The organism is Rathayibacter sp. SD072, assembly GCF_017355185.1.
GTDB lineage: Bacteria > Actinomycetota > Actinomycetes > Actinomycetales > Microbacteriaceae > Rathayibacter.
The window spans coordinates 95602-117858 of sequence record NZ_JADILJ010000006.1; the positions used below are offsets into that span (position 1 = coordinate 95602).

Consider the following 22257-nt stretch of genomic DNA (forward strand, 5'->3'; position numbering starts at 1 on the left):
GCGGAACGACGGATCCGGGGGCCGGGCCTCAGGAGTCGAAGCCGAGGCCGAGCGCGTCGAGCGAGCGCAGGAGCACGTTGCGGCGCCCTCCGTCGTGGTCGGCGCGGTCGAGCGACCAGCGGGTCGCCTGGATCCCCACCGTGGCGAACGGCTCGGGCGGGAAGGGCAGCGGGCGCGAGCGCACCATCTCGAGCTCGGTCCGAGCGGTCGGCCGCCCCGTCAGGAGGTCGAGCAGCACGTCCGCCGCGAAGGCCGTCGTGCCGACTCCGAGCCCCGTGTAGCCCGCCGCGTAGGCGACCCGGCCGCCCAGTGCCGTGCCGTAGAACGCCGCGAACCGCGTGCTGGTGTCGATGACCCCGCCCCAGCGGTGGCTGAAGCGGACCCCCTCGAGCTGCGGGAACGTCGTGAGGAAGTGCGAGGCGAGGGCGCGGTAGGTCTCGGGGCGGTCCTCGTAGCGCGAGCGGATGCGCCCGCCCGGGTGGTAGACCGCGTCGTAGCCGCCCCACAGGATCCGGTGGTCGGCGGTGCGGCGGTAGTAGTGGAACTGGTTCGCCACATCGCTGACGCCCTCGCGTCCCCGCCAGCCGATCGCGTCGAGCGCCGCGGCGTCGAGCGGCTCGGTCATCAGGACGTGGTCGTAGACCGGCACCGTCATCAGGCGCGTGCGCGCGAGAAGGGAGGGGAAGGCGCTGGTGCCGAGGATCGCGCGGGCCGCGTCGACCGATCCCTCCGCGGTGCGCACCCGCACGCCCGTCGAGGTCCGCTCGAGGCCCAGGACCCGGCTGTCCTCGTGGACCTCGACACCGAGCTCCTCGGCCACGCGGGCCAGCTCGCGCACGAGCTTCCCCGGGTGCACGAGCGCGCACTGCTCGGCGGGGACCACCAGTCCCGCGAGGTAGGTGGGCGAGTCGACGAGGGAGCGGATGCCGGCGGCGTCGAGGAAGTGCGCACCCGCGACCCCGTCGGCCTCGGCCAGCCCGGCGACCTGGTACTCCTCGGTCGCGACCGAGAGCGAGCCGGTGCGCTCGAAGTCGCAGTCCATGCCGCGGCTGCGGATCGTCTCCTGCATCCCGTCGAGGTTCTCGACGCCCAGACGCTCGAGCTCCTCGGCCTCCTCGGGCCAGCGGGCCAGGCCGTTCTCGCGTCCGTGGGTGAGGCTCGACTCGACGAAGCCGCCGTTGCGGCCGGAGGCGGCCCAGCCGATCGAGCGCGCCTCGAGCAGGACGACGCGGCGGTCGGGCTCGCGCTCCTTCGCCCGCAGCGCGCTCCAGAGGCCGGTGTAGCCGCCGCCGACGATCACGAGGTCGGCGCGGCTCGCGCCGGTCAGGCGCGGACGGGACGCCGGGGCGTCCTCGAGCCAGTAGACGCCGTGACGGGAGCCGGAGAGGGAGGAGTCGATCGCGGAGAAGGAGGGGGCATCGCGTTCGAAAACGGTTGTCGATCGGGGCATGATGCTCCCATTCAGTCAGTGATCACCCGGTTCTGCAACCGGATCCGTCGAATCAGCCCGTCGCCGCGGTGCCCTCGGCTCTCTCCCTGCCCCGCCCGCGCGCCCCGCCGTACACTGCGAGGGAACGGGGAGGGGTCATGCGAGGACGCCGGAGGAACGAGCCGAGTCTCGGTTCGTCCGCGACGGCTCCGGCCGTCGACGCCGCACCCGATCGCTCCGACGCCGACGACGTCACCCCGGGCCTGCGCATCGCCGCCGCCTGGTCCTGGCGCGTGCTCGCGGTCGCCGCGGTCCTCTGGCTCGTCGTGAAGCTGGTCTCGCTGGTGCCGGTCGTCGTCGTGCCGGTGCTCGTCGCGCTGCTGCTCACCGCGCTGCTGACCCCTCTGCGCGACCGGCTCGAGAGCCTGCGCCTGCCGCGCGGGCTCGCCGTGCTCGTCTCGATCCTCACGCTGCTGCTGGCGCTCGCCGGCCTGATCTCCCTCGTCGTCGTGCAGGCCCGCGCCGGCTTCGGCGGCATCGGTCAGCGCACCCTCGACGCGGTGGACGACGTCGAGGAGTGGGTGCGGGAGCTCGGATTCACGCAGGTGCAGCTGAGCGACTGGGCGCAGAGCGGGATCACCTGGGCCGATGCGCAGGCCGCGACGCTCGCCTCCGGAGCCCTCGCCGTCGGCTCGCAGGTCGCCGAGGTCTTCGCCGGCACCCTGCTCACCCTCTTCTCGCTGATCTTCCTGCTGCTGGACGGGCGGCGGATCTGGTCGTGGGCCCTGCGCCTGCTGCCGCTCCCGGCCCGGGCACCGCTGCTCACGGGCGCCGCGGCCGGCTTCGAGGCGCTCACCCAGTTCGTGCGGGCGCAGCTCGCCGTCGCCGCGATCAACGCGACCGGCATCGGCATCGGAGCGCTCGCCCTGCAGCTCCCCCTCGTCGTGCCGATCATGGTGACGGTGTTCCTGGGCTCGTTCGTGCCGTTCCTCGGCGCGATCGTGACCGGAGCGCTCGCGGCGCTGGTCGCGCTGCTGTTCATCGGGCCGGTGGCGGCGCTCGTCATGGTCGGCGTGGTGATCGTGGTGCACCTGCTCGAGGGGCACGTGCTGCAGCCGCTGATCCTCGGCTCGGCGGTGAAGGTGCATCCGCTCGCCGTCGTCCTCGGCGTGGCCACCGGGCTCGAGGTGGCGGGGCTGGCCGGCGCGCTCTTCGCGGTGCCGGTGATCGCCACGGTCAACTCCGGGGTCACGGCGATGCGGGACCGGTCGGCCGCTCTGCGCGAGCGGACCGCGGCGTGAGCGCCCACCCCCTCGATCCGGCCGCGACCCCCGGATCGGCGGTGCTGCCCGCGCTCGCGTGCCCAGTGTGCGGGGCGGGACTCGCGCCCGATGCGCTGCCCAGGCCCTCGCTCCTGCGCTGCGCGAACGGGCACAGCGCGGACATCGCCCGGCAGGGCTACGTCTCGCTCCTGCGCGGGAAGCACGCGACGTCCGGCGACACCGCCGCGATGGTGCAGGCGCGGGAGGAGCTGCTCGCCTCCGGGCACTACCGGGGGATCCAGGACGCCGTCGCGGCGGCGGTGCCGGGCGGTGGGCGGCTCGTCGTCGACCTCGGCTGCGGGACGGGCGCGTACCTCGCGGCGGTCCTCGACGCGCATCCGGAGGCGAGCGGACTCGGACTCGACCTCTCGGCGCCGGCCGCCCGCCGCGCCGCTCGGGCGCACCCCCGCGCCGCGATCGCGACCGCGGACCTCTGGCAGCCCCTCCCCTTGGTCGACGGCTGCGCCGATGCGCTGCTCACCGTCTTCGCCCCGCGCAACGCCCCCGAGATGCTCCGCGTGCTGCGGCCGGGAGGGACCGCCGTCGTCGTCACGCCGCGCGAGCGGCACCTGCACGAGATCCGCCCGGTCTTCGGGATGCTCGGGATCGACGCGGGCAAGGCCGAGCGGCTCGACGAGCAGCTCGCCGGATTCGCGCTCGCCGAGCGCCGCGAGCTCGACTACGAGGTGGCGATGTCGCCGGCCGAGCTGCGGGCCGAGGTGCTGATGGGCCCCAGCGCGCACCACGTGGACGCGGCGGTGCTCGACGCGGTACTGGCCGAGCTCGAGGGGCCCACGGAGGTGACCGTCGCGGTGACGCTGTCGGTGTTCCTCCGGGGATGAGAGTCAGTACGACTCGCGCAGGCGCTCCTGATCGACGACGGCCGCGCGGTCCGAGAGCCGGCGGAGCCCGGCCAGCGGCTGCGCCATGCGGTGGTTGGTGCGCAGCACCGGCTCGACGCGGTCGAGGAACGCCCAGTAGCCGGCCGTCACCGGGCAGGCGTTCTCGCCGAGCCGCACCTTCGGGTCGAACCGGCAGCGGCCGCAGTAGTCCGACATGCGGTTGATGTAGGCGCCGCCCGAGGCGTAGGGCTTGGTGGCGACCACTCCGCCGTCGGCGTGCTGCGACATGCCGATCACGTTCGCCGGCATGACCCACTCGGTGCCGTCGACGAAGACGTCGACGAACCAGTCGTTCAGCTCCGCCGGATCCCAGCCGCGCTGGAGGCCCCAGTTGCCGAGCACCATCAGGCGCTGGATGTGGTGCGCCCAGCCGTGGCGCCGGACGTCGTCCAGCGTCTCGTGCAGGCAGTTGGCCTCGATGCCGGACGGGTCGAGCTCGAGCAGCGCGGCGGGCAGCGGGGTGGACGCGCCGAGGGCCCTGCTGCGCGTGCGGTACTCCGGGCCCAGGTGCCAGTAGAGGTGCCAGACGTAGTCGCGCCAGCCCATGATCTGCCGGACGAAGCCCTCGACGCCTGCGAGCGGAGCGCCTCCGGCGGCGTGCTCGGCGACGACGGTGTCGATCACCTCGCGGGGGTCCAGGAGGCCCAGGTTCATCGGGGCGCTCAGGAGCGAGTGCGCCATCGTCCAGTCGCCCGAGAGCATGGCGTCCTCGTACGGACCGAAGTCCTGCAGGCGCGACGAGGCGAAGTCGGCGAGCGCCTCCTGCGCCTCGGCGGGCGTCGCGGCGAAGCGCCGCGGGCCGTCCTCGCCGACGAGGTGCACGGCGCCCTCGCGCTCCCAGCGGGCGAGGTCGGCGCGGACCTCCTCGTCGATGTCGTCCTCCACCGGCCACCACGGATCGGGGAGCCCGAGCCGGGCCGCGCCCTTGGGCGGCGGCTGGCGGTTGTCGTGGTCGTAGTTCCACGTGCCGCCCTCCGGCTGGTCGCCGCGCATCAGCACGCCGGTGCGCTCGCGGCTCCAGCGGTAGAAGTCCTCGAGCAGGAGCCGGGAGCCGGCCCGCGCGAGCGCCCACTCGCGGAAGTCCTCCTCCTCGGTCACGAAGCCGCGGCTGGGCAGCACGCTCATGCCCAGGCGCCGGGCCAGGCGGCGGCCGCCGCGGGTGGGCGGATCGATCACCTCGAGGTCGTCGCGGCCCTCGAGCGCCTCGGCGAACGTCCCGGCGCGCACGTACTCGACGCGGTCGCCCAGCTCGCGGGCGCGGTGCCGCAGCGCCGAGAGCCACAGTTGCGCCTTCGCGCGGTGCATCGGCCGGCGCCCGAAGGCCGACCGCGCCTCGACGAGCAGCATCGGGCCGCCGTCGTCGAACAGCGGGCCGAGCTGGCCGATGACGCTCCAGCGGGTGCGGGTGGGGATGCTCATGCCCGTCACGCTAGGCGCGCGATCCGGGGGCGGATAGGAGTTGCGCCGGACGGCGGAGTCGTCGTGCGGCCGGAGCGGTCGGCGCGCACCGGCACGGATGTGCAGGCGCAACGCCTTGCACCGCGCGGCGGGATGGAGTTCCCTCGACTCGAGGCGGCCGTTCGGTGCGCCTCGGACGCGACGAAGCGAGGAACCGCCATGGCACACGACGACGAGACCCCCGGCACCGCCACCGAGGCGCGACGGGGCCGCCACGCGGCCGAGTCCGCGAACACGACCGAGACCCCCGACGGCGAGTACACCTCGACCGACGGCGTCTCGCACACCGCCACCGACGACCGCGGCAGCTACGTGGACACCTCGGTGCACGAGGAGACGTCGACCGACGAGGGCAGCTACGTCGACTCCGACACCGCGGGGCCCGACTCCGACGCCGAGGGCGAGTACACCGACCGCGACGAGTGAGCGCGCGGCGGCCGGGAGTCACTCCCCGGCCGCGCGGGCCCGCCCGGCGATCCCGAGCCGGACCAGCCGATACGCCGCTCCGACCGCGAAGACGGCCGCGCCCGCCAGGATCGACGGCAGCGGCAGGGTCGCGACGAGCAGGACGCAGCCGAGCGCCCCTCCGATCGCGACGACGCGGGGGTAGAGACGGAATCCGCGCTCCTGCGTGAGCGCCGAGACGTTGGCGACCAGGTAGTAGAGCAGCACGCCGAAGGACGAGAAGCCGATCGCCGAGCGCAGATCGGCGACGAGGACGAGCACGATCACCACGGCGCCGAGCACGATCTCGGCCCGGCGGGGCACCTGCCGCACCGGGTCCACGTGCGCGAGCATCCGGGGCAGGTCTCCCTCGCGGGCCATGGCCAGGCTCGTCCGGCCGATGCCGGCGATCAGGGCGAGCAGGGCTCCGAGGGATGCGGCGGCGGCGCCGATGCGGACGACCGGTCCGGTCCACGGCCAGATCGCGGCGGCCTCGGCGAGGGGCTCGGTCGAGCTCGCGAGGCGCTCCGGTCCGAGCGTCAGCAGCAGTGCGGCGCCGACGACGGCGTAGACCACGACGGCGAGGGCGAGAGCGCCGAGGATCGCGCGCGGGATCGTCCGCGCCGGGTCGCGCACCTCCTCCCCCATGGTGGCCAGGCGCGCGTAGCCGGCGAAGGCGAAGAAGAGCAGGCCCGCCGACTGCAGCACTCCGAGCGGACCGATCGTGCCGACTCCAGCGGGCACGGGCGCCGTCGAGGGCGGGGAGGCGAGGGCGGCGACGACCACGAGCGCGAGCACCGCCAGGACGATCGTGACGATGATCCGGGTGGCGAGGGCGGTGCGGGTCACGCCGAGCGCGTTGACGCCGACGAGCGCGGCGACGGCCAGCACCGCGACGAGGCGCTCCCAGCCGGTCGGAGCCGCGTAGGCCGCGAAGGTCAGCGCCATCGCCGCGCAGCTGGCGGTCTTGCCGATGACGAACCCCCAGCCGGCGAGGAACCCCGGCCACTCGCCCAGGCGCTCGCGGCCGTAGACGTAGGTGCCGCCCGAGCGCGGGTACTGCGCGGCGAGCTGCGCCGACGAGGACGCGTTCGCGAAGGCCACGAGCGCCGCGAGGGCGAGGCCCGCCAGCAGCCACGGTCCGGCGGCCGCGGCGGCCGGGGCGAAGGCGGCGAAGACGCCGGCTCCGATCATCGAGCCGAGCCCGATGACGACGGCGTCACCGGTTCCGAGGCGGCGGGCGAGGGAGGCGGGCGGAGTCACCGGACACTTCTACAGCACCGAGGGGAACGGGAGGTGTCGCGGCCTCTCCGATCGCGCTTCAGCCGGGCTTCAGCGCAGCGGCCGTAGCCTGGCCCGAGCCGCGCTGCGTCGCGGGACGTGCTCGGAGGACGCCATCCGCATCCTGGTCGTCGACGACGAGATCAACCTGCTGCGCGCTCTCGAGACGGGCCTCGAGGCCGAGGGCTTCGCGGTCGACACGGCCACCACCGGCACGGACGCCCTCTGGCTCGCGCAGGAGGCGGAGTACGCGGCGATCGTGCTCGACCTGATGCTCCCCGATGTCAGCGGGTTCCGCGTCTGCGAGCGCCTGCGCGCCGCCGAGGACTGGACGCCCGTCCTGATGCTCACCGCCAAGGACGGCGACCTGGACCAGGTCGAGGCGCTGGACACCGGCGCCGACGACTACCTCACCAAGCCCTTCTCGTTCCCCGTGCTCGTCGCCCGGCTGCGGGCGCTCATCCGCCGGGGCGCGGCCGAGCGGCCCGTCGTCCGGGTGGTGGGCGATCTGGTGCTCGATCCGGCCTCGCGGCGCGTGGAGCGGGGCGGCGTTCCGATCCCGCTGACCGCGCGGGAGTTCAGCGTGCTCGAGTACCTCGTCTCGCGCGTCGGCGACGTGGTCTCCAAGCGCGACGTCCTCGGCGCCGTGTGGGACTTCGACTTCGACGGCGACCCCAACATCGTCGAGGTCTACGTCCGCACGCTCCGCAACAAGATCGACCGGCCGTTCGGAGTCGAGACCATCCGGACGCAGCGCGGCGCCGGCTACTCGCTGGTCGCGCCGTGAGGCGCGTGCGCACCCGGATCACGCTCGCGGCCGCCGCCGTGGTCGCGCTCGCAGGCGTGCTGGGCGGCGTCGTGTTCACCCTGGTGCTCTCCTGGGTCCTCGCGTCGAGCGCCTCGACCGCGGCCGAGACGGAGGCCGAGCGCGCGGTCTCCCTGGTCGAGAGCGGCGGAGCGGAGGCGGTCCGCGCGTCGGAGGGAATGCTGCAGCTCGTCGTCGCCGGCCGGGTGGTCGCGGCGGGCGAGGACGCGGAGGACCTGCCGGCGCTGGCGACCGAGGAGGGCGAGGACCCCGTCACCGTGGCCGTCGACGACGAGGATCCCCTGGTCGTCGCCGCACAGGAGCTCGACGACGGGTCGCTGGTGGTGGTCGGCGTGCCGGACGAGGGCCGGGCGGAGGCGGTCGCGACCACGATCGCGCTGCTCGCCGTGGCGGTCCCGCTGCTCGTCGCCTTCGTCGCGGCACTCTGCTGGGTGGTCGTCGGGAGGGCGCTGCGCCCCGTCGACCGGATGCGCGCCGAGGCCGAGGCGGTCACCGCCGCAGAGCTCGACCGCCGGGTCGCGGAACCCGGCTCGGGCGACGAGATCGATCGGCTCGCGCGCACCCTGAACCGCATGCTCGAGCGTCTCGAGAGCGCCCAGGAGCGGCAGCGCCGCTTCGTCTCGGACGCCTCGCACGAGCTGCGCTCCCCCGTCGCGGCGCTGCGGCAGACCGCGGAGGTGGCGCTCGCGCATCCCGACCGCCTCGACTCCGCCCGGCTCGCCACGACCGTCGCCGAGGAGTCGGTGCGGATGGGCGGGCTGATCGAGGGACTGCTGCTGCTCGCCCGGGCCGACGAGGCGAGGCTCGCGATCGCCGGTGCGCCGGTCGACCTCGACGACCTGGCGCTGCGCGAGGTGCGGCGGCTGCGCGACTCCGGCGTCGAGGTGGACGCGAGCGGCGTCTCGCCCGTTCAGGTCGTCGCCGACGAGGTCCTGCTCTCGAGGGCGCTGCGGAACCTGGTCGACAACGCGGTGCGGCACCGCTCGGAGCGGATCGCTCTCGCGACGCGGGTCGACGGCGACGGGGCCCTGATCGTGGTGGACGACGACGGCCCGGGGATCCCCGCGGCCGAGCGCTCGCGGGTGCTCGGGCGGTTCGTGCGGCTCGACGAGGGGCGCGCACGCGACGCCGGAGGATCGGGGCTGGGGCTCGCGATCGTGGCGGAGATCGCGGGGGCGCACGGCGGGACCGTGACGATCGAGGACGCGCCGCTGGGCGGGGCGCGCGTGGCGGTGCGGGTGCCCCGGGAGCGCTGAGCTCGGGCCCGTCGCGGCTGCGCCGGCGCGGGCGGCGGCGCCTGCCCGCTCGCTCACGTGGTCGCGCCCGTCCGCGGGTGGGCGCGGAACGGGGTCGGGAGTGCCGCCGGACCCCGTCCCGCGGCCACTCGGTCCGGCTCGGGGGCCCGAGTCGACGCGGAAAGGGTTTCGAGGTGCTGGCAGGGCCCGTCTCGAGTCCGTTCGCACTCGCGCTCGCAGGAGGACGCGGATCGAGGATCCGGCGGACGATCCACGGCACCTCGGGGGATCCGAGGCGCTCGCGGACGGTCCCGCGCTTCAGGCTGGCTTCAGCGGCGGCTCGCGAGAGTGGTCACGGCGTCGAGGAACGGCGCCGGAGAAGGAGCCGATCATCATGCAGAAGAAGACCACGATCATCGCCGGAGCGGCCGGAGTCCTCGTGCTCCTCGGAGCCGGCACCGGGATCGCCTACGCCGCGACCGACGGCTTCGAGGGGTCCGACCGGCTGACCGGAGCGGACCTGGACCGGGCGAGCGAGGCCGCGCTCGCCGAGATCGGCGGCGGCACAGTGACGTCGGCCGAGCGCGAGGACGACGGCGCCTCGGGCTACGAGCTGGAGCTGCGCGGCGAGGACGGACTCGAGTACGACGTGCGGCTCGACGACTCGTTCGAGGTGCTGTCCGCGGACGCGGACGCGGACGACGACGGCCGCGCCGTCACGGGCGGCGCCGCGGGCACCGGCGCGGACGCCTCCGACGCACCCGACGCACCCGCCGTGGGAGCCGTCGACGCCGACGACCTCACCGGCGACGAGCTGGCCCGCGCCTCCGAGGCCGCGCTCGCAGCCGTCGGCACGGGCACCGTGACCGAGGCCGAGCGGAGCGACGACGCCGACCACGCCTACGACGTCGAGGTCACGCGCGAGGACGGCACCGACGTGGACGTCGACCTCGGCACCGACTTCGCGGTGGTCGCGACGAACGACTGACGCCGGAGCGGGCGGGGGTGATCAGCCGTTCCCGTTCCCGTTGCTTCCGCTGTTCCCGTTCCCGTTGCTGCCGCTGTTCCCGTTGCCGTTGCCGCCGCCGTTGCTGCCGTTGCCGTTCCCCGGCGTCTCGCCGGCGGGCGGCTCCTCGGCCGGCGGCTCCTCGGCGGGCTCCGACTCCGCGGGTTCCGGAGCCTCCTCCTCGGGGGACTCCTCCTCGACAGGAGCGGTCTCCTCGGGCACAGGGGCGGGCGCCTCCTCGGTCTCGACCGGCGCGGGCTCCTCCTCGACGGGAGCCTCCTCCACGGGAGCCTCCTCGGCGGGCTCCTCCTCCTGGGTCTCCTCGGGAGAGGGCGCGGGAGTCGGGACCGCGGCGATCGCGGCCGCGAGGTCGCTCCGCACGACCTCGATCTCGGCCTGCACGGCCGAGGCGCGCTCGGCGGTCACGCTGCCCGCCTCGAGAGCGGCGTTCAGAGCGGCCTGCAGGGCCTCGAGCTCGCTCAGGGCGCCGGCGAAGTCGTCGACGGAGGCCCGCTCCGCGACGGCGACGACCGCGTCGTCGAGCGTCTGCGCGGTGGCGTCGTCGATCGAGGAGTCGGACGCGGAGCAGCCCGAGAGGACGAGGACCGCGGCCAGGACGGCGGCGGGCCAGGAGCGGCGCGCGATCACGAGCGGATGCTCTCGCGCAGGCGCTGCAGGTGCTCGCCGAGCTCGCCGTCGACGGCGGGGAGCGGCGTCTGCTGGTCGCCGCCGAGCAGCACGACGGCGAGGCCCACGGCGATCGCCACCAGGGCCAGCACCAGCACGAGCAGCCACGGATTGGGTCCGCCCCGGCGCTGCGGGGCGCGGCGGAGCGGGACGGCGGCGGTCGCCGGAGGACCTGCGACGGGCGCCGGGGTCGTCCCCGTGCCGACGGGCAGCACGGACGTCGCTCCGTCTGCCCCCTCGTGCACCGGGTAGACCGCGGTGGCGTCAGGCGTCGTGCCGATCAGCTCCGTCGTGCCGATCAGCTCGGTGGTGCCGATGACCTCGGTGGTGCCGACCGGCTCGGTGCGCACCGCGGTCGGCGGCACATCGGGCAGGACGATCGCCGTCGGCGGCCCGTCACGGCGGGGGTCGATGAGCTTGCGCGCCGACTCGGCCACCTCGAGCGCGGTCGGGCGCTCGTCGGGCTCGCGTCGCGTCATCGCACCCAGGAGCCCCGACCAGCCGCTGCCCAGCGACGCCGACACCTCGGGGTCGCGCAGCAGGCGGGCGAGGGTGACCTCGATCGCGGTGCCCGTGAAGGGGCGCTTGCCGGTGAGCGACTCGAGCAGCACGAGTCCGAGGGAGTAGATGTCGCTCGCCGCGGTGAGCGGCTGCCCGTGGGCCTGCTCCGGGCTGAGGTAGGCGGCGGTGCCGATGAGGGTGCCCGGCGAGGTGATGCGGGTCGCATCGATCAGGTAGGCGATGCCGAAGTCGGCGAGCTTGGGCCGGAACTCGCGGCTCGTGAGCGGGCTCGGCACGAGCAGGACGTTCGACGGCTTCACGTCGCGGTGGACCACTCCGGCGGCGTGCACCGTGTGCAGCGCCTCACCGAGGTCGGCGGCCATCGCGGCGACGTCGTTGGGAGCGACCGGGCCGGTGGCGAGGCGCTCGGACAGGCTCGGCCCCTCGGCGAGCTCCATGACCATGTAGGCCTGGCCCCCGGTGTCGTCGCCGCCGTCGTGCGCGTCGTAGAGGGTGACCAGCGCCGGATGGTTGAGAGCCGCGAGCAGCCGGATCTCGGAGGACTTGCGCTGCAGGTCCTGCGCGTCGTCGATGCCGGCCGCGAACATCTTCAGGGCCACCGAGCGGCCGAGGATCTCGTCCCGCGCGCGGTAGACGGTGGCCATGCCGCCGCGGCCGATCAGCTCCTCGATCGTGTACCGGTCGCCGACCGTCGTTCCGACGACACGGGTCTCGCCCGTTCGGTGCGATGCCACGGGGTTCCTCCTCGCGCGGTGGGTGCTGCGGCTTCTGCCGCGCCCCCCCGGTGCGACCGTCGTTCCAGGGTAGTACGTCGCGCCTGTGGGCCGTAGGGGCCACGGGACGCTGTCAAGCGGGTGCCCCGCCTCCGGGGGCGGACGTAACGTCGAGACCATCCAACGGAGGGAACAGCATGACGCACCACGACGGCCAGGGATCGACGCACGACGACGACCACGGATCGACCCTCGAGGACCAGGGGTCGACCATCGGGAAGCCCGACGGAGCCGCGGCGCCGACGTCGAGCGAGAGCGAGACCATCGAGAAGGACATGACGGAGTCGCCCGGCAGCGAGCGCGAGACCGCGGCGAAGCAGGACAGCGCTCCGGACCAGAGCGCGACCGAGGTCTCGGGCGAGGCCGAGGTCAAGGCCGTGCCCGGCACGGGCGGACCGGACGACGTCGGAGACGTCGAGGTGCCCCCGGGCGAGGTGCACCTGAACGGCAAGCCGTTTCCGGGTCATGCCGGAACGGCATGATCCGACACGACCCGGAAATCCTCTTTCAGCGGCTGCGCCGCGGGGTCATGCCGGAACGGCATGATCCGACACGACCCGGACATCCTCTTTCAGCGGCTGCGCCGCGGGGTCATGCCGGAACGGCATGATCCGACACGACCCGGAAATCCTCTTTCAGCGGCTGCGCCGCGGGGTCATGCCGGAACGGCATGATCCGACACGACCCGGAAATCCTCTTTCAGCGGCTGCGCCGCGGGGTCGTGCCGGAACGGCATGAAGACTGAGGCCTGAGTCCCCGACCCGCTAGAGCTCGACCGGCTCCAGCACCGACGGGTCGTGACGGTCGACCGTGCGGGAGTTGTTGACCCGCCGGTCGACCGGGTACGCCGTGATGGTGGAGGCCACGGCGACCGAGGCCCGATCGAGGGTCGCGAGCATCTCCTCCGCGGAGTCGAGCGGCTCGGGACGCAGCCACTCGTCGCGGACGTCGGGGGTGAGGAAGACCGGCATCCGGTCGTGCACCTCGCCCGAGGCGTCGCGCGCCTCGCGGGTGATGATCGTGAACGAGACCCGCCACGCCTCCCCCTCCTTGCGCGCCGTGTAGAGGCCGGCCGCCGCCAGGATCGGCTCCTCCCCGTGCAGGAACCACGGCTGCTTGCCATCGGCGCGCGCCTCCCACTCGTAGTAGCCGCGCATCGGCACGATCGCGCGCTGCTTGGCGAAGGCGCCGCGGAAGAGCCCGTTCGAGGCGACCGACTCGAGTCGCGCGTTGATGGGGGACGGGCCCTTCCCCTTCGCCCACGAGGGGGTGAAGCCCCACGAAGCCAGTTCGATCTCGCGTTCGAGCGCTCCGTCGTGGAGGCGCTCGCGCACGATCGGCGCGGAGTCGGTGGGGGCGACGCTGAAGTCCGGCGCCCAGTCGGCGGCCCTCCCGCCCGCCGCGACGAACTCGCGGATCAGCTCATCGGTCTCGGAGTCCATCGCGAAGCGGCCGCACATGGGAGGAACGCTACGCCCGAGGGGCGACAGCGGCCAGCAGGGGGTCGGGGCGCACCCGGCGGATCGTCGCGACGGCGAGCCCCGCGACCATCACCGCTCCTCCGATCAGCTCGCCTGCCGAGGGCGCCTCGCCCAGCAGAGCCCAGGCCGACAGGACCCCGACGACGGGCACCAGGAGGGTGAACGGCACGACCGACGCCGCCGGGTAGCGGGCGAGGAGCGAGTTCCAGATGCCGTAGCCGACGAGCGAGGCGAAGACCGCCGTGTAGAGGGTGCTGAGCACCGCCGCCGTCGAGAGTCCCGACAGCGCGCTCGCCATCGCAGGCCCGCCGTCGACGAGGAGCGAGAGCAGCAGCGCCGGCACCGGGACGACGAGCGCCGACCACACGACGAGCGAGAGTCCGGAGGCGCCCTTCGCGCGGCGGGTGAGCACGTTGCCGATCGCCCACGACAGTGCCCCGCCGAGGCAGACGACGAACGGGAGCCACGGCGCGGTCGTGCCGTGGGCGATGCCGACGATCACCAGGCCCGCCACTCCGACGGCGAGACCCGCGAGCTGACGGGGGGTCGGGCGCTCGCGCAGGACGACGGCAGCGATCAGCACCGTCAGCACGATCTGCGCCTGGACCACGAGCGAGGCGAGTCCCGCGGGCATGCCGAGGGCGAGCGCCAGGTAGAGCAGGGCGAACTGCCCCAGGCTCATGAAGGCGCCGATGACGAGGACGGTCCGGAGCGGAGCCTCGGGGCGCGGCACGAAGAAGACGGCCGGTACCGCCACCACCGTGAAGCGCATCGCCAGGAACAGCAGTGGCGGCACGTCCGCGAGACCGACGTCGATCACGACGAAGTTGAGCCCCCACAGCAGGACGACGACGAGGGCGAGGAGGCTGTGGCGACGGGACATGCCTCGAGACTGTCCGACGCGAACCGACAGCACCAGCGCAGGTCGCTACCGCCGACCCGGTAGCGTGCGTTCATGATCGAGCCCTCCGCCCTCCGTGCACTGATCGCCGTGCGCGACTGCGGGACCGTCGCCGCAGCGGCGGAGGCGCTGGGATTCACTCCGTCCGCCGTGTCGCAGCAGCTCAAGCGGCTCGAACGGCAGTCGGGCGGCGCGGTCGCTCAGCGGGCGGGGCGCTCGGTGTTCCTCACCGAGCACGGTCGCTCGCTGGCCGACCGCGGCGAGCGCCTCCTGGCCGAGCTCGAGGCGCTCGAGCACCTGGGGGCCGCGCCCGCCGAGGAGGTGACCGGCACGCTGCGCATCGCCGCGTTCTCGACCGCGATGCGCGGGCTGCTCGTGCCCGCGCTGGCCGTGATACGCAGGCGCGCGCCCGGACTGCGGATCACGCTCGACGAGCTCGACCCGTGGGAGGCGGCGCAGCGGCTCGAGCGCGGCGCCGCGGATCTCGCGGTTCTGCACGACTGGCCGGGCCTCTCGCTCGATCTCCCCTCGTCGATCGAGACCGAGACGCTGCTGGAGGACCGGGCCGACGTCCTGATCCACCGGGAGCACCCGCTGGCCTCGAGTCCGGCGCTCGCTCCGAGCCGCCTCGCCGACGAGACGTGGGTGAGCATCCCGGCGGGCGCCATCTGCCACGCCTGGCTGCTGCGCACCTTCGCCGGCACCGGCCGCCTGCCCGACATCGCCTACTACGACGAGGACTTCAGCACCCACATCGCACTCGTCGAGGCGGGGGCGGCCGTGGCGCTCGTGCCGCGCCTCGGCCGCGAGCCGCTGCCGGAGGCGGTGGTCGCCGTGCCCGCCGTGGATCCGGTCTCGACGCGGGTCGTGTCGGCGGCCTGGCGCCGCTCGAGCCGGGGCAGCCCGGCGCGGACCCTGGTCCTCCAGGCTCTGCGGGACGTGAGGCCCCGAGCAGCCGAGGCCGAGAGCTAGGGCCTGTCGAACAAGAGATCGCCGTCGCGAGCACGGCCTGGTCGTGCGAGCTGCAAGGAGGACGCCGAAGGCCGATGCGGGCATCGACCGAGGGTTCCGACGCCGCAGATCGTGCGATCAGGCCGAGCGGAGCACGCGAGATCGTGTTCGACAGGTCCTAGAGGGCGTCGGCGTGCTGCCGCGCCGGCACCCGGCTCTTCGCCGACCAGAACCGCATGAGCGCTCCGGCGAGGATCGAGCCGAGAGCCCCCGCGGCCAGGTCGGCGAGCGTGTCCTCGTAGGCCACGAAGATCGACTCGTCGACGAAGCGGTGGCCCGCCCACTCGCCCCACTCCCACAGCACTCCCGCCGTCGTGCCGAAGCACGCGCAGAGCACGATCGCCGGAGCGAGCGGCCCGCGCTCCCCCGCGACGGTCGGCACCACTCCGGCCCGCGCCGCGACGATGTACGCGACCGCGGCCGCCAGCCCGTTCAGGGTGAAGTGCACCACCAGGTCCCACGCCGCCCACGCCTGGTACAGCTCGAGCACGCTGCTCCAGGAGGCGACGAGGAGCGAGACGCCGAACGCCGCGTCGAGCGCGGGCCGGATGCCGAGGAAGCGCGTGAGCACGAGCCCGATCGACGACAGCGCGAACACGGCGACGTCGACGAAGCCCCAGCCGATGCCCGCCGCGACGATGCTCGCCGCTCCCAGCATCCGGACGGCGTCGGCGAACCACTCGCCGCGGGTGCGCGGCGGCTGGAGGAACGTGTCGACGAGGACGGCGGCGCTCACGGTGCCGTGAACCGCAGCACGGCCTGGACGGGCTCATGGTCGGAGGCGGCGGCTCCGTCGTAGCGGACCGCGTTGACGCCCGTCGAGACGACCTCGAAGGCGCCGGCGGTCACCGCGAGCCAGTCGATGCGCCGGCCCGGGCGCGGTGCGCGGTAGTTCGAGTAGGTGCCCCACCCGGGCGTCAGGTGCCGGCCTGCGACCACCCAGGAGTCGGCGAGCCGGCCCCCGTCCAGCAGCGCCCGGTACGGGGCGGAGCCGGCATCCGTGTTCGCGTCGCCCAGGACGATCGCCGGGCGATCGAGCGCGACGACCCGCTCGGCGAGCAGCCGGGCCGAGTGCAGTCGGGAGTTGCGCGAGAGGTGGTCGAAGTGGGTCGACACGACGGTCAGCTCGCGGTTCGTCGCGTGGTCGACGAGCTCGGCGATCACCGCCGTGCGCGGGATGCGGTTGCCCCAGCTGCGCGATCCCGCGACGTCCGGGGTGTCGGACAGGGCGATCTGCGACCAGTGGCGCACCGCGAAGCGGCGGCGGTCGACGAAGAGCATCACGCGCTCTCCTCCGCGGTCGGGATCGCGCCCGAAGCCCATGCCCTCGAAGGAGGAGCCGAGCACGTCCTGCACGAACGCCGCCTGGTCGGGCAGCGCCTCCTGCACTCCGAGGATCGACGGGCGCTCGGTCTCGAGCAGGCGCCGCACCAGCGGCTGCCGACGATCCCAGAGGTCGACCCCCCGCGAGGTGAGGCGCGGCATCCGCCGACGGATGTTGTAGGTCATCACGTGCAGCTCGGGCGCCTCGGTCGGACCGATCAGGGGCGTCGGGTCGGTCATGCCTCCACACTACGTCCGCCGCCCGGGCCCGAGCCGGAGGCTCGGCGAGGCGTGCGGAGGCGGCCCCGTGCGCCCCTACTGTTCGAGGATGACCCTCTCCCCCGCCCTGGCGGACCTGTCCAGCGCCTCCTTCGTCTCGCTCACGACCTTCCGGAAGACCGGCGTCGGGGTCTCGACCCCCGTGTGGATCGCCCGGGACGGCGACGACCTGATCGTCACCACTCCCCGCACCAGCGGCAAGGTGAAGCGCCTGCGCAACGACCCGCGGGTGACTCTGGTGCCGTGCGACCGCCGCGGCCGCGTGAAGGAGGGGGCCCCCGTCGTCGAGGCGAGCGCCCGGATCGTGTCGGACGAGGACACGGTGGAGCGGCTGGGTCGGGTGTTCCTGGGCAAGTACCGGCTCGAGTACCGCGTGTTCATGGTGATCGAGCGCCTCGTCAGCCGCGGTGACCGCACCCGGGTGATGCTGAGGATCTCCTGAGTCCTACACCCCCGCGCCCGTCACCGGAAGGGCCTCCGGTCGGCGCCCGCCGCGCACTACCGTGGGGCGATCGCACGCCGGTGCCCTCGTGCGCCCCCGCGCCGACCGGCGGTCGTCAGAAGGAGCACGTATGAGCATCGGAGCAGGGATCTTCCTCCTCGTCGTCGGCGCGGTCCTGGCCTTCGCCGTGGACGTCCAGCTGGCCGGCGTCGACCTGACGCTGATCGGATACATCCTCATGGCCGCCGGACTGGTGGGCCTGATCCTGGGCCTGGTCCTGATGACGCGCCGTCGCCAGGCCGTCGCGACCACCCGTTCGGCCGTCGACCCGGCCAGCGGCGAGCAGGTCACGCGTCGCACGAGCGAGACGGACGGCCCGCTGATCTGATCGGCGGACATCGGTCCCGACGGGACGACGAGAAGGGGCGAGCCGGCATCCGGCTCGCCCCTTCCGGGTCGTGCGAGGTCTACTCGTCGTCGGCGTCGCCGCCCGAGACGGTGTCGGTGTCGCCGCCGCCCTCGGACGTGTCGGTCCCGGTGCCGTCGGGGAGCTCCTCGGTCTTCTCGACGTCCTCGTCGGTGGTGCGGTCGCTGCTCATGCTGCTCTCCCTTCGTCTCGGCGGTCTGCCGAGACTCCCACTCTGCTCCTCGACCGCGTCGGACGGCAGGGGGTAGCGGGCACCGGGTCGACGTGTCAGGACGACTCGGCCGCGCCGAGGTTGCCGGCGATCGTGCGCAGCGTCGCGACGGTGACGGCGTACTCCCGCTCGCCCACTCCGGCGGTGGCGGCCGAGCGCTGCTCGGCGACCACCTCCTCGAGCCGCGCGGTCGCGACTCCGCCCCGCTCGGTGAGCGCGTAGAGCTCGGACTCGACGACGACCCAGCCGCTCTCGAGGAGCTCGGCGAGCTGCTCGGCCGCCGACTCCCCCGCCGGGTCCTCCGCGGTCGGCGCCCGGAGGAACGGGGCGAGGGCGCGGTCGAGGTCGGCGAGCGCCGACGGCCCGCGCTGCAGCTGCTGCAGCAGCTGCCACTGCCTCCGCGTCACGCCGTGCTCCTCGAGGGTGACGGCGAAGCGCTCGTCGACGAGGCGCTCCACCAGGGTCAGCCAGTATCCGATCGGTCGTTGATCAGCCATGGCGTCACGATACGCCCGAGCGGCACGGGAGGCACGTGCTCCGCGGTCAAGGGCCAGCGGGCGCGGGGCGTTCTCCGCTTGACTGGGACGGTCGCCGATCGTCGGCGCGCCCGGGGGAGGTCACATGGCGAACCATCGATTCGAGCTGCGGTCGGGTCGCGGCATCGGAGTCTCGGCGGCGGGCGATCCGGTCGCCGATCGTCTGGTCGTGCTCTGCCACCCGACGCCGGGAGCGGGCGGCTTCGACCCCGATCCCCTCGTCACGGGACCCTGGGGCCTGCACCTGATGATCCTCGACCGCCCGGGCTACGGCGCCTCGGACCCCGTCGATCCGCGGCACGCCCGCGTGCAGGACCGGGCCGACGACCTCGCCGAGTACCTCCGCCGCTCCGAGCGGACCGCACGGATCATCGACGGGGCCGAGTTCGGCAGCGTCGGCGTGGTGGGCTGGGGCTCCGGAGGCGTCTTCGCCCTCTCTCTCGCGGCGCGGCACCCCGATCTGGTCGACCGCCTCGCGATCGTCGGCACGCCCGCACCGCCCCAGGCCGGGGTGCTCGTGCAGCCGACCACGGCCTGGGAGCGCCGCGACGTGCTGCCCGGCGAGGGGGCCGGGACCCTGGCGGGGACCCTGCCCGAGGGCACGCCGGATCTGACCGCGCTCGGCGTCGATCCCGACGATCCGGTGCTCGCCGGCACGCGCGGTCTGCGCAATCGGCTCGAGCGGATGCTCGGCGAGGGCTGGCGCCAAGGCCCGCTCGGGGCCGCGACCGATCTCGCCGCGCTCCGCGACGGGAGCTGGGCCGACGAGCTCGACGCGGTCACCGCGTCGGTGCTGATCGTGAACGGCGAGCACGACCCGGTCGCGGGGACCGAGGACGGGCGCTGGTTCCGCGGGCGCCTCGCCGACGCACGCACCGCGAGCGTGGCCGGCGCGGGCCGTCTCGCCCTGGTGCGCGAGTGGCGCCGGATCCTCGACCACGTCGCTCCGCTCGAGCGCGGGGCGCAGGGACGGTGAGGCGGCGCGCCGCACGACTCGGCGCCGGACCGCGCGTCCTCGCGTCGGCCCTGGCGGTGTCCGGGGTCGTGCACCTCGTGCATCCGCGGACCTTCGACGCCGTCGTGCCGCGCGGGATGCCGGGGTCGGCCCGCGCCTGGGTGCTCGTCTCGGGCGTCGCGGAGCTCGCGTGCGCCGCGGCGATGCTGCGGCCCTCCACGCGGAGGATCGGCGGCCTCGCCTCGGCCGCGCTGATGGCGGCCGTGTTCCCCGGCAACGTGCAGATGGCACGGGACGCGCGGCGTCCGCGGACCCGGGCGATCACTCTCCTGCGCCTGCCGCTGCAGGTCCCGCTGGTGCTCTGGGGCCTCGAGGCCGCCCGCTCGCGAGGGTGAGCACGGCCCGGCGCAAGCCCGCGCGCATTCAGCATCCGCCCTGCTAGCTTCCGGGGATGAGCGACCAGACGGCGGACGATCGCCGAGACCAGCTGACCAGCGCCCCGCAGGCGACCGAGGCGGATGCCGCACCGCGCATCGACGTCTCGACGACCGAGGCGGGCGACACCCGCATCGACATCCGCGAGGACGCCGCCGTGCGCCCGGGGCGCGTCGAGGACGACGAGGACGGCTCCGATGACTGAGCAGCGACGCGCCGCCCTGATCTACAACCCGGTGAAGGTCGACCTCGAACCGCTGAAGGCCTCGGTGACGCGCGCCGAGGGGGCCGCGGGCTGGGCCGAGACGCTGTGGCTGGAGACCTCCGTGGAGGACCCCGGAGCCGGGCAGACCCGCGAGGCGCTCGACGCCGGGGTCGACATGGTGATCGCGGCGGGAGGCGACGGAACGGTCCGCGTCGTCGCCGAGGCGCTGCACGGCTCGGGGATCCCGCTGGGCCTGCTGCCCTCGGGCACCGGCAACCTGCTCGCCCGGAACCTGAACCTCACCCTCGACGACATCGACAACGCGCTGACCGTGGCCTTCTCGGGCACGGACCGCGCGATCGACATCGGCATGATCGACATCGAGACCGCCGAGGGCCGCGACCGGCGCGCCTACGTCGTCATGGCCGGTCTCGGCCTCGATGCGAAGATGCTCGCCAACACCGACGACGACCTCAAGAAGCGCGCCGGCTGGCTCGCCTACGTGGACGCGCTGCGCAAGTCCCTGCTGGACAAGAACCAGCTCGAGTTCCGCTACCGGCTCGACGGCCAGAAGGCGCGCAAGGTGCGCGCGCACACGATCATCGTGGGCAACTGCGGCGCCCTGCCCGCCAACATCCTCCTGCTGCCGGACGCGGCCGTGGACGACGGCGAGTTCGACATCGTGCTGCTGCGCCCCGAGGGGTTCTTCGGCTGGGTGCAGATCATCTTCAAGGTGGTGTGGGAGAACGGCGTGCTGCGCCGCACCGGCGTCGTCGGGCAGAAGCTCATGGGCCTGACCAAGGAGGTCGCGGCCCTGCGGTACGTGAAGGGCAAGGAGCTGATCGTGCGCCTCGACAAGGCGCAGGAGATCGAGCTCGACGGCGACCCCTTCGGCTCGACCTCGGCGTTCCGCACGTGGATCGAGCCCGGCGGGCTCACCGTCCGGGTGCCCGCGTAGGCCCTCCCGCGCGCTCGCAGGCCGTCCACCCCTCCGGGTGGGCGGCCTGCGTCGTCACGGGGCGGCGTCAGCCGATCGAGCCGTCGCCCGTCCGGGTCGCGGCGTCGGCGTTCGGGGCCGAGACGGTTCCGGTCAGGACCGTCGGCGCCGAGAAGTGCGCGGAGACGGAGTAGCGGAGCTGCGCAGTGGAGTGGCCGGGCTCCAGGGCCCGGTCGCCCGCCCACCGGAAGACGAGGTCCACGGCCCCGCTCGCGTCGACGGTGCGGGCGACGAAGGCCCAGCCCACTCCGGAGACGCTGACGGCGGTCGACTCGAGCGTCGCCGTCGAGGGGTAGCGCACGACGACGCTCAGCTCGTGGACCGGCGCTCCGACTCCGGCGCCGTGCGCCCAGCAGTTCTGGATCTGGACGATCGTCTCGGCGCCCGTGACGCCCGTGGCGCCCCACGTCCCCCAGCTCGAGAGGGTGTCGAACGAGAGGGTGGAGTCGGAGGTGCGCGGGGCGGGCGCGGGCTGGGACGCCGACGCCGCCGGCGCCGCGAGGGCGATCGCGACGACCGGCGCGCTCCAGACGGCGGCGGTCACGAGCGAGCGGCGGTCGAGGGACGGGGCGCTCGAGAGCGCACGGAAGTGCTCCGGAGCGTGCGAGGACGCTCCGGAGTCACCCCCGAGGGGGGTGCGGGACATGCGGGTACTCCAGGGAGGGGGTGTTCCGGGGACGGGTGCTTCGCCGCTGAGCGGTCGGGAGCTTCGGGTTCCCGGCCGCGGGCCGCGAGACGTTCGGGTTCCCGCGGCGAGGCGCTGTGCCTCCGACGCGGGCGGGGATTCGGGTTCCCGCCCGCGGGAGGCCGTTCAGCGGGCGCGGTTGCAGCGCGGCTTCGGGTGCCGCACCCCATGCGCCTGCATGGACGTGCCGACCCTAGTGCGCGATCCGTCGCGTTGGCAATGGAATGACGTCGAAGACGGCCGCATTCGCTCCGGAACTGGTAATTTTCCCGCGCTTCTCGTTCCGGGAGCGACGGAATCCGAAGACCGCGGCGCAGAGCTCCGCCCACGACCGGGTCGGCCGGCGACGGCCGGATCACCGCCTCCCGAGGCCGGCCGCGAGGCCGTCGGGCCCGGCGTCAAGCCACCGCGGGGCGGACGCCGCGTCCCGTACCTTTCCCCCATGGGCTTCTTCGACCGCCGCTCGCTCGTGACCGCCGCCGTC

General features: G+C 74.1%; 26 protein-coding genes. 14 read left to right on the forward strand and 12 right to left on the reverse strand.

Translation table 11 applies throughout. The annotated features are described in order from the left end of the window. Window positions 1–28: 28 nt before the first annotated feature. The gene (locus IOC53_RS04130; RefSeq protein WP_207403113.1) at window positions 29–1450 is read right to left on the reverse strand and encodes an FAD-binding oxidoreductase; all 1422 of its coding nucleotides are present in this window, start codon (window positions 1448–1450) and stop codon (window positions 29–31) included. A 137-nt stretch (window positions 1451–1587) separates the two neighbouring features. Here IOC53_RS04130 and IOC53_RS04135 point away from each other — a divergent pair, with 137 nt between their 5' ends. Both IOC53_RS04135 and IOC53_RS04140 read left to right on the forward strand, forming a co-directional pair. After that, the gene (locus tag IOC53_RS04135; protein WP_207403114.1) at window positions 1588–2730 is read left to right on the forward strand and encodes an AI-2E family transporter; all 1143 of its coding nucleotides are present in this window, start codon (window positions 1588–1590) and stop codon (window positions 2728–2730) included. Next, window positions 2727–3593: a methyltransferase domain-containing protein gene (locus IOC53_RS04140; RefSeq protein WP_207403115.1), complete on the forward strand. Its 867-nt coding sequence runs from the start codon at window positions 2727–2729 to the stop codon at window positions 3591–3593. Before IOC53_RS04135 ends, IOC53_RS04140 begins: the two co-directional genes overlap by 4 nt. A 3-nt stretch (window positions 3594–3596) precedes the next feature. Here IOC53_RS04140 and IOC53_RS04145 read toward each other — a convergent pair whose 3' ends face one another. Beyond that, window positions 3597–5072 carry a cryptochrome/photolyase family protein gene (locus IOC53_RS04145; RefSeq protein ID WP_207403116.1) on the reverse strand — a complete coding sequence of 492 codons (1476 nt, stop codon included), beginning with the start codon at window positions 5070–5072 and terminating at the stop codon, window positions 3597–3599. 198 nt (window positions 5073–5270) lie between these two features. Here IOC53_RS04145 and IOC53_RS04150 point away from each other — a divergent pair, with 198 nt between their 5' ends. Beyond that, window positions 5271–5537 carry a hypothetical protein gene (locus IOC53_RS04150; RefSeq protein WP_207403117.1) on the forward strand — a complete coding sequence of 89 codons (267 nt, stop codon included), beginning with the start codon at window positions 5271–5273 and terminating at the stop codon, window positions 5535–5537. A gap of 18 nt (window positions 5538–5555) precedes the next feature. Here the strand turns inward: IOC53_RS04150 and IOC53_RS04155 are convergent, their stop codons facing one another. Then, the gene (locus IOC53_RS04155; RefSeq protein WP_207403118.1) at window positions 5556–6818 is read right to left on the reverse strand and encodes an APC family permease; all 1263 of its coding nucleotides are present in this window, start codon (window positions 6816–6818) and stop codon (window positions 5556–5558) included. A 133-nt stretch (window positions 6819–6951) separates the two neighbouring features. Between IOC53_RS04155 and IOC53_RS04160 the strand changes: the two genes are divergently transcribed. From IOC53_RS04160 to IOC53_RS04170, 3 genes are all read left to right on the forward strand, one after another. Then, on the forward strand, window positions 6952–7623 hold the full coding sequence (locus IOC53_RS04160; protein WP_207403146.1) for a response regulator transcription factor: 672 nt from the start codon (window positions 6952–6954) through the stop codon (window positions 7621–7623). Then, window positions 7620–8918, forward strand: a complete 1299-nt coding sequence (locus tag IOC53_RS18780; RefSeq protein ID WP_207403119.1) for a HAMP domain-containing sensor histidine kinase — start codon at window positions 7620–7622, stop codon at window positions 8916–8918. The genes IOC53_RS04160 and IOC53_RS18780 overlap by 4 nt, the downstream gene beginning before the upstream one ends. 373 nt (window positions 8919–9291) lie before the next feature. Continuing rightward, window positions 9292–9885 (forward strand): PepSY domain-containing protein, encoded by a 594-nt coding sequence (locus IOC53_RS04170; protein WP_207403120.1) that lies wholly within the window; start codon window positions 9292–9294, stop codon window positions 9883–9885. A gap of 21 nt (window positions 9886–9906) precedes the next feature. Here the strand turns inward: IOC53_RS04170 and IOC53_RS04175 are convergent, their stop codons facing one another. Further along, the gene (locus tag IOC53_RS04175) at window positions 9907–10551 is read right to left on the reverse strand and encodes a hypothetical protein (protein WP_207403121.1); all 645 of its coding nucleotides are present in this window, start codon (window positions 10549–10551) and stop codon (window positions 9907–9909) included. Further along, window positions 10548–11846, reverse strand: coding sequence for a serine/threonine-protein kinase (locus tag IOC53_RS04180; protein WP_207403122.1), 1299 nt, complete (start codon window positions 11844–11846; stop codon window positions 10548–10550). Before IOC53_RS04180 ends, IOC53_RS04175 begins: the two co-directional genes overlap by 4 nt. Window positions 11847–12022: 176 nt before the next feature. On the opposite strand from IOC53_RS04180, the gene IOC53_RS04185 reads away from it, so the two are divergent. Then, window positions 12023–12367, forward strand: coding sequence for a hypothetical protein (locus IOC53_RS04185; protein ID WP_207403123.1), 345 nt, complete (start codon window positions 12023–12025; stop codon window positions 12365–12367). Between the two features lie 282 nt (window positions 12368–12649). Here the strand turns inward: IOC53_RS04185 and IOC53_RS04190 are convergent, their stop codons facing one another. Beyond that, a complete protein-coding gene (locus IOC53_RS04190) occupies window positions 12650–13345 on the reverse strand; it encodes an SOS response-associated peptidase (RefSeq protein WP_207403124.1) in 696 nt (231 codons plus the stop codon). A gap of 10 nt (window positions 13346–13355) precedes the next feature. Next, window positions 13356–14249, reverse strand: coding sequence for an EamA family transporter (locus IOC53_RS04195; RefSeq protein ID WP_207403125.1), 894 nt, complete (start codon window positions 14247–14249; stop codon window positions 13356–13358). Window positions 14250–14321: 72 nt separating this feature from the next. Between IOC53_RS04195 and IOC53_RS04200 the strand changes: the two genes are divergently transcribed. After that, entirely contained in the window at window positions 14322–15239 is a 918-nt protein-coding gene (locus IOC53_RS04200; RefSeq protein WP_207403126.1) for a LysR substrate-binding domain-containing protein, read from the forward strand. 157 nt (window positions 15240–15396) lie between these two features. On the opposite strand, the gene IOC53_RS04205 is transcribed toward IOC53_RS04200, so the two are convergent. Further along, a complete protein-coding gene (locus IOC53_RS04205; RefSeq protein ID WP_207403127.1) occupies window positions 15397–16014 on the reverse strand; it encodes a hypothetical protein in 618 nt (205 codons plus the stop codon). Further along, window positions 16011–16841, reverse strand: a complete 831-nt coding sequence (locus IOC53_RS04210) for an endonuclease/exonuclease/phosphatase family protein (RefSeq protein ID WP_207403128.1) — start codon at window positions 16839–16841, stop codon at window positions 16011–16013. Before IOC53_RS04210 ends, IOC53_RS04205 begins: the two co-directional genes overlap by 4 nt. A gap of 88 nt (window positions 16842–16929) precedes the next feature. On the opposite strand from IOC53_RS04210, the gene IOC53_RS04215 reads away from it, so the two are divergent. Together IOC53_RS04215 and IOC53_RS04220 are read left to right on the forward strand one after the other, a co-directional pair. Continuing rightward, a complete protein-coding gene (locus IOC53_RS04215) occupies window positions 16930–17322 on the forward strand; it encodes a PPOX class F420-dependent oxidoreductase (protein ID WP_207403129.1) in 393 nt (130 codons plus the stop codon). 130 nt (window positions 17323–17452) lie between these two features. Then, window positions 17453–17710 (forward strand): DUF6458 family protein, encoded by a 258-nt coding sequence (locus IOC53_RS04220; RefSeq protein WP_207403130.1) that lies wholly within the window; start codon window positions 17453–17455, stop codon window positions 17708–17710. A gap of 79 nt (window positions 17711–17789) precedes the next feature. Here IOC53_RS04220 and IOC53_RS19170 read toward each other — a convergent pair whose 3' ends face one another. Next, a complete protein-coding gene (locus tag IOC53_RS19170) occupies window positions 17790–17921 on the reverse strand; it encodes a hypothetical protein (protein ID WP_278250006.1) in 132 nt (43 codons plus the stop codon). A gap of 95 nt (window positions 17922–18016) precedes the next feature. After that, window positions 18017–18457 carry a MarR family transcriptional regulator gene (locus IOC53_RS04225; protein WP_207403131.1) on the reverse strand — a complete coding sequence of 147 codons (441 nt, stop codon included), beginning with the start codon at window positions 18455–18457 and terminating at the stop codon, window positions 18017–18019. Between the two features lie 124 nt (window positions 18458–18581). Between IOC53_RS04225 and IOC53_RS04230 the strand changes: the two genes are divergently transcribed. Genes IOC53_RS04230 through IOC53_RS04245 form a run of 4 tightly spaced genes read left to right on the forward strand, consistent with a single transcriptional unit; the run spans window position 18582 to window position 21049 of the window. Continuing rightward, window positions 18582–19472, forward strand: coding sequence for an alpha/beta fold hydrolase (locus IOC53_RS04230; protein WP_207403132.1), 891 nt, complete (start codon window positions 18582–18584; stop codon window positions 19470–19472). Further along, entirely contained in the window at window positions 19469–19846 is a 378-nt protein-coding gene (locus tag IOC53_RS04235) for a MauE/DoxX family redox-associated membrane protein (RefSeq protein ID WP_207403133.1), read from the forward strand. The genes IOC53_RS04230 and IOC53_RS04235 overlap by 4 nt, the downstream gene beginning before the upstream one ends. A 56-nt stretch (window positions 19847–19902) precedes the next feature. Continuing rightward, a complete protein-coding gene (locus IOC53_RS04240; RefSeq protein ID WP_056866287.1) occupies window positions 19903–20091 on the forward strand; it encodes a hypothetical protein in 189 nt (62 codons plus the stop codon). After that, window positions 20084–21049 (forward strand): diacylglycerol kinase family protein, encoded by a 966-nt coding sequence (locus IOC53_RS04245; protein WP_207403134.1) that lies wholly within the window; start codon window positions 20084–20086, stop codon window positions 21047–21049. The genes IOC53_RS04240 and IOC53_RS04245 overlap by 8 nt, the downstream gene beginning before the upstream one ends. Before the next feature lie 67 nt (window positions 21050–21116). Here IOC53_RS04245 and IOC53_RS04250 read toward each other — a convergent pair whose 3' ends face one another. After that, window positions 21117–21734 carry a hypothetical protein gene (locus tag IOC53_RS04250; RefSeq protein WP_207403135.1) on the reverse strand — a complete coding sequence of 206 codons (618 nt, stop codon included), beginning with the start codon at window positions 21732–21734 and terminating at the stop codon, window positions 21117–21119. Window positions 21735–22257 lie beyond the last annotated feature (523 nt).

Excerpts from the sequence above, each read along its gene's own strand:
- IOC53_RS04250 (WP_207403135.1), bottom strand. The coding sequence starts at position 21,734 with ATGTCCCGCACCCCCCTCGGGGGTGACTCCGGAGCGTCCTCGCACGCT.
- IOC53_RS04185 (WP_207403123.1), top strand. The coding sequence starts at position 12,023 with ATGACGCACCACGACGGCCAGGGATCGACGCACGACGACGACCACGGA.
- IOC53_RS04135 (WP_207403114.1), top strand. The coding sequence starts at position 1,588 with ATGCGAGGACGCCGGAGGAACGAGCCGAGTCTCGGTTCGTCCGCGACG.
- IOC53_RS04130 (WP_207403113.1), bottom strand. The coding sequence starts at position 1,450 with ATGCCCCGATCGACAACCGTTTTCGAACGCGATGCCCCCTCCTTCTCC.
- IOC53_RS04240 (WP_056866287.1), top strand. The coding sequence starts at position 19,903 with ATGAGCGACCAGACGGCGGACGATCGCCGAGACCAGCTGACCAGCGCC.
- IOC53_RS04170 (WP_207403120.1), top strand. The coding sequence starts at position 9,292 with ATGCAGAAGAAGACCACGATCATCGCCGGAGCGGCCGGAGTCCTCGTG.
- IOC53_RS19170 (WP_278250006.1), bottom strand. The coding sequence starts at position 17,921 with ATGAGCAGCGACCGCACCACCGACGAGGACGTCGAGAAGACCGAGGAG.
- IOC53_RS04210 (WP_207403128.1), bottom strand. The coding sequence starts at position 16,841 with ATGACCGACCCGACGCCCCTGATCGGTCCGACCGAGGCGCCCGAGCTG.
- IOC53_RS04150 (WP_207403117.1), top strand. The coding sequence starts at position 5,271 with ATGGCACACGACGACGAGACCCCCGGCACCGCCACCGAGGCGCGACGG.
- IOC53_RS04215 (WP_207403129.1), top strand. The coding sequence starts at position 16,930 with ATGACCCTCTCCCCCGCCCTGGCGGACCTGTCCAGCGCCTCCTTCGTC.
- IOC53_RS04225 (WP_207403131.1), bottom strand. The coding sequence starts at position 18,457 with ATGGCTGATCAACGACCGATCGGATACTGGCTGACCCTGGTGGAGCGC.
- IOC53_RS04195 (WP_207403125.1), bottom strand. The coding sequence starts at position 14,249 with ATGTCCCGTCGCCACAGCCTCCTCGCCCTCGTCGTCGTCCTGCTGTGG.
- IOC53_RS04145 (WP_207403116.1), bottom strand. The coding sequence starts at position 5,072 with ATGAGCATCCCCACCCGCACCCGCTGGAGCGTCATCGGCCAGCTCGGC.
- IOC53_RS04230 (WP_207403132.1), top strand. The coding sequence starts at position 18,582 with ATGGCGAACCATCGATTCGAGCTGCGGTCGGGTCGCGGCATCGGAGTC.
- IOC53_RS04200 (WP_207403126.1), top strand. The coding sequence starts at position 14,322 with ATGATCGAGCCCTCCGCCCTCCGTGCACTGATCGCCGTGCGCGACTGC.
- IOC53_RS04220 (WP_207403130.1), top strand. The coding sequence starts at position 17,453 with ATGAGCATCGGAGCAGGGATCTTCCTCCTCGTCGTCGGCGCGGTCCTG.
- IOC53_RS04245 (WP_207403134.1), top strand. The coding sequence starts at position 20,084 with ATGACTGAGCAGCGACGCGCCGCCCTGATCTACAACCCGGTGAAGGTC.
- IOC53_RS04190 (WP_207403124.1), bottom strand. The coding sequence starts at position 13,345 with ATGTGCGGCCGCTTCGCGATGGACTCCGAGACCGATGAGCTGATCCGC.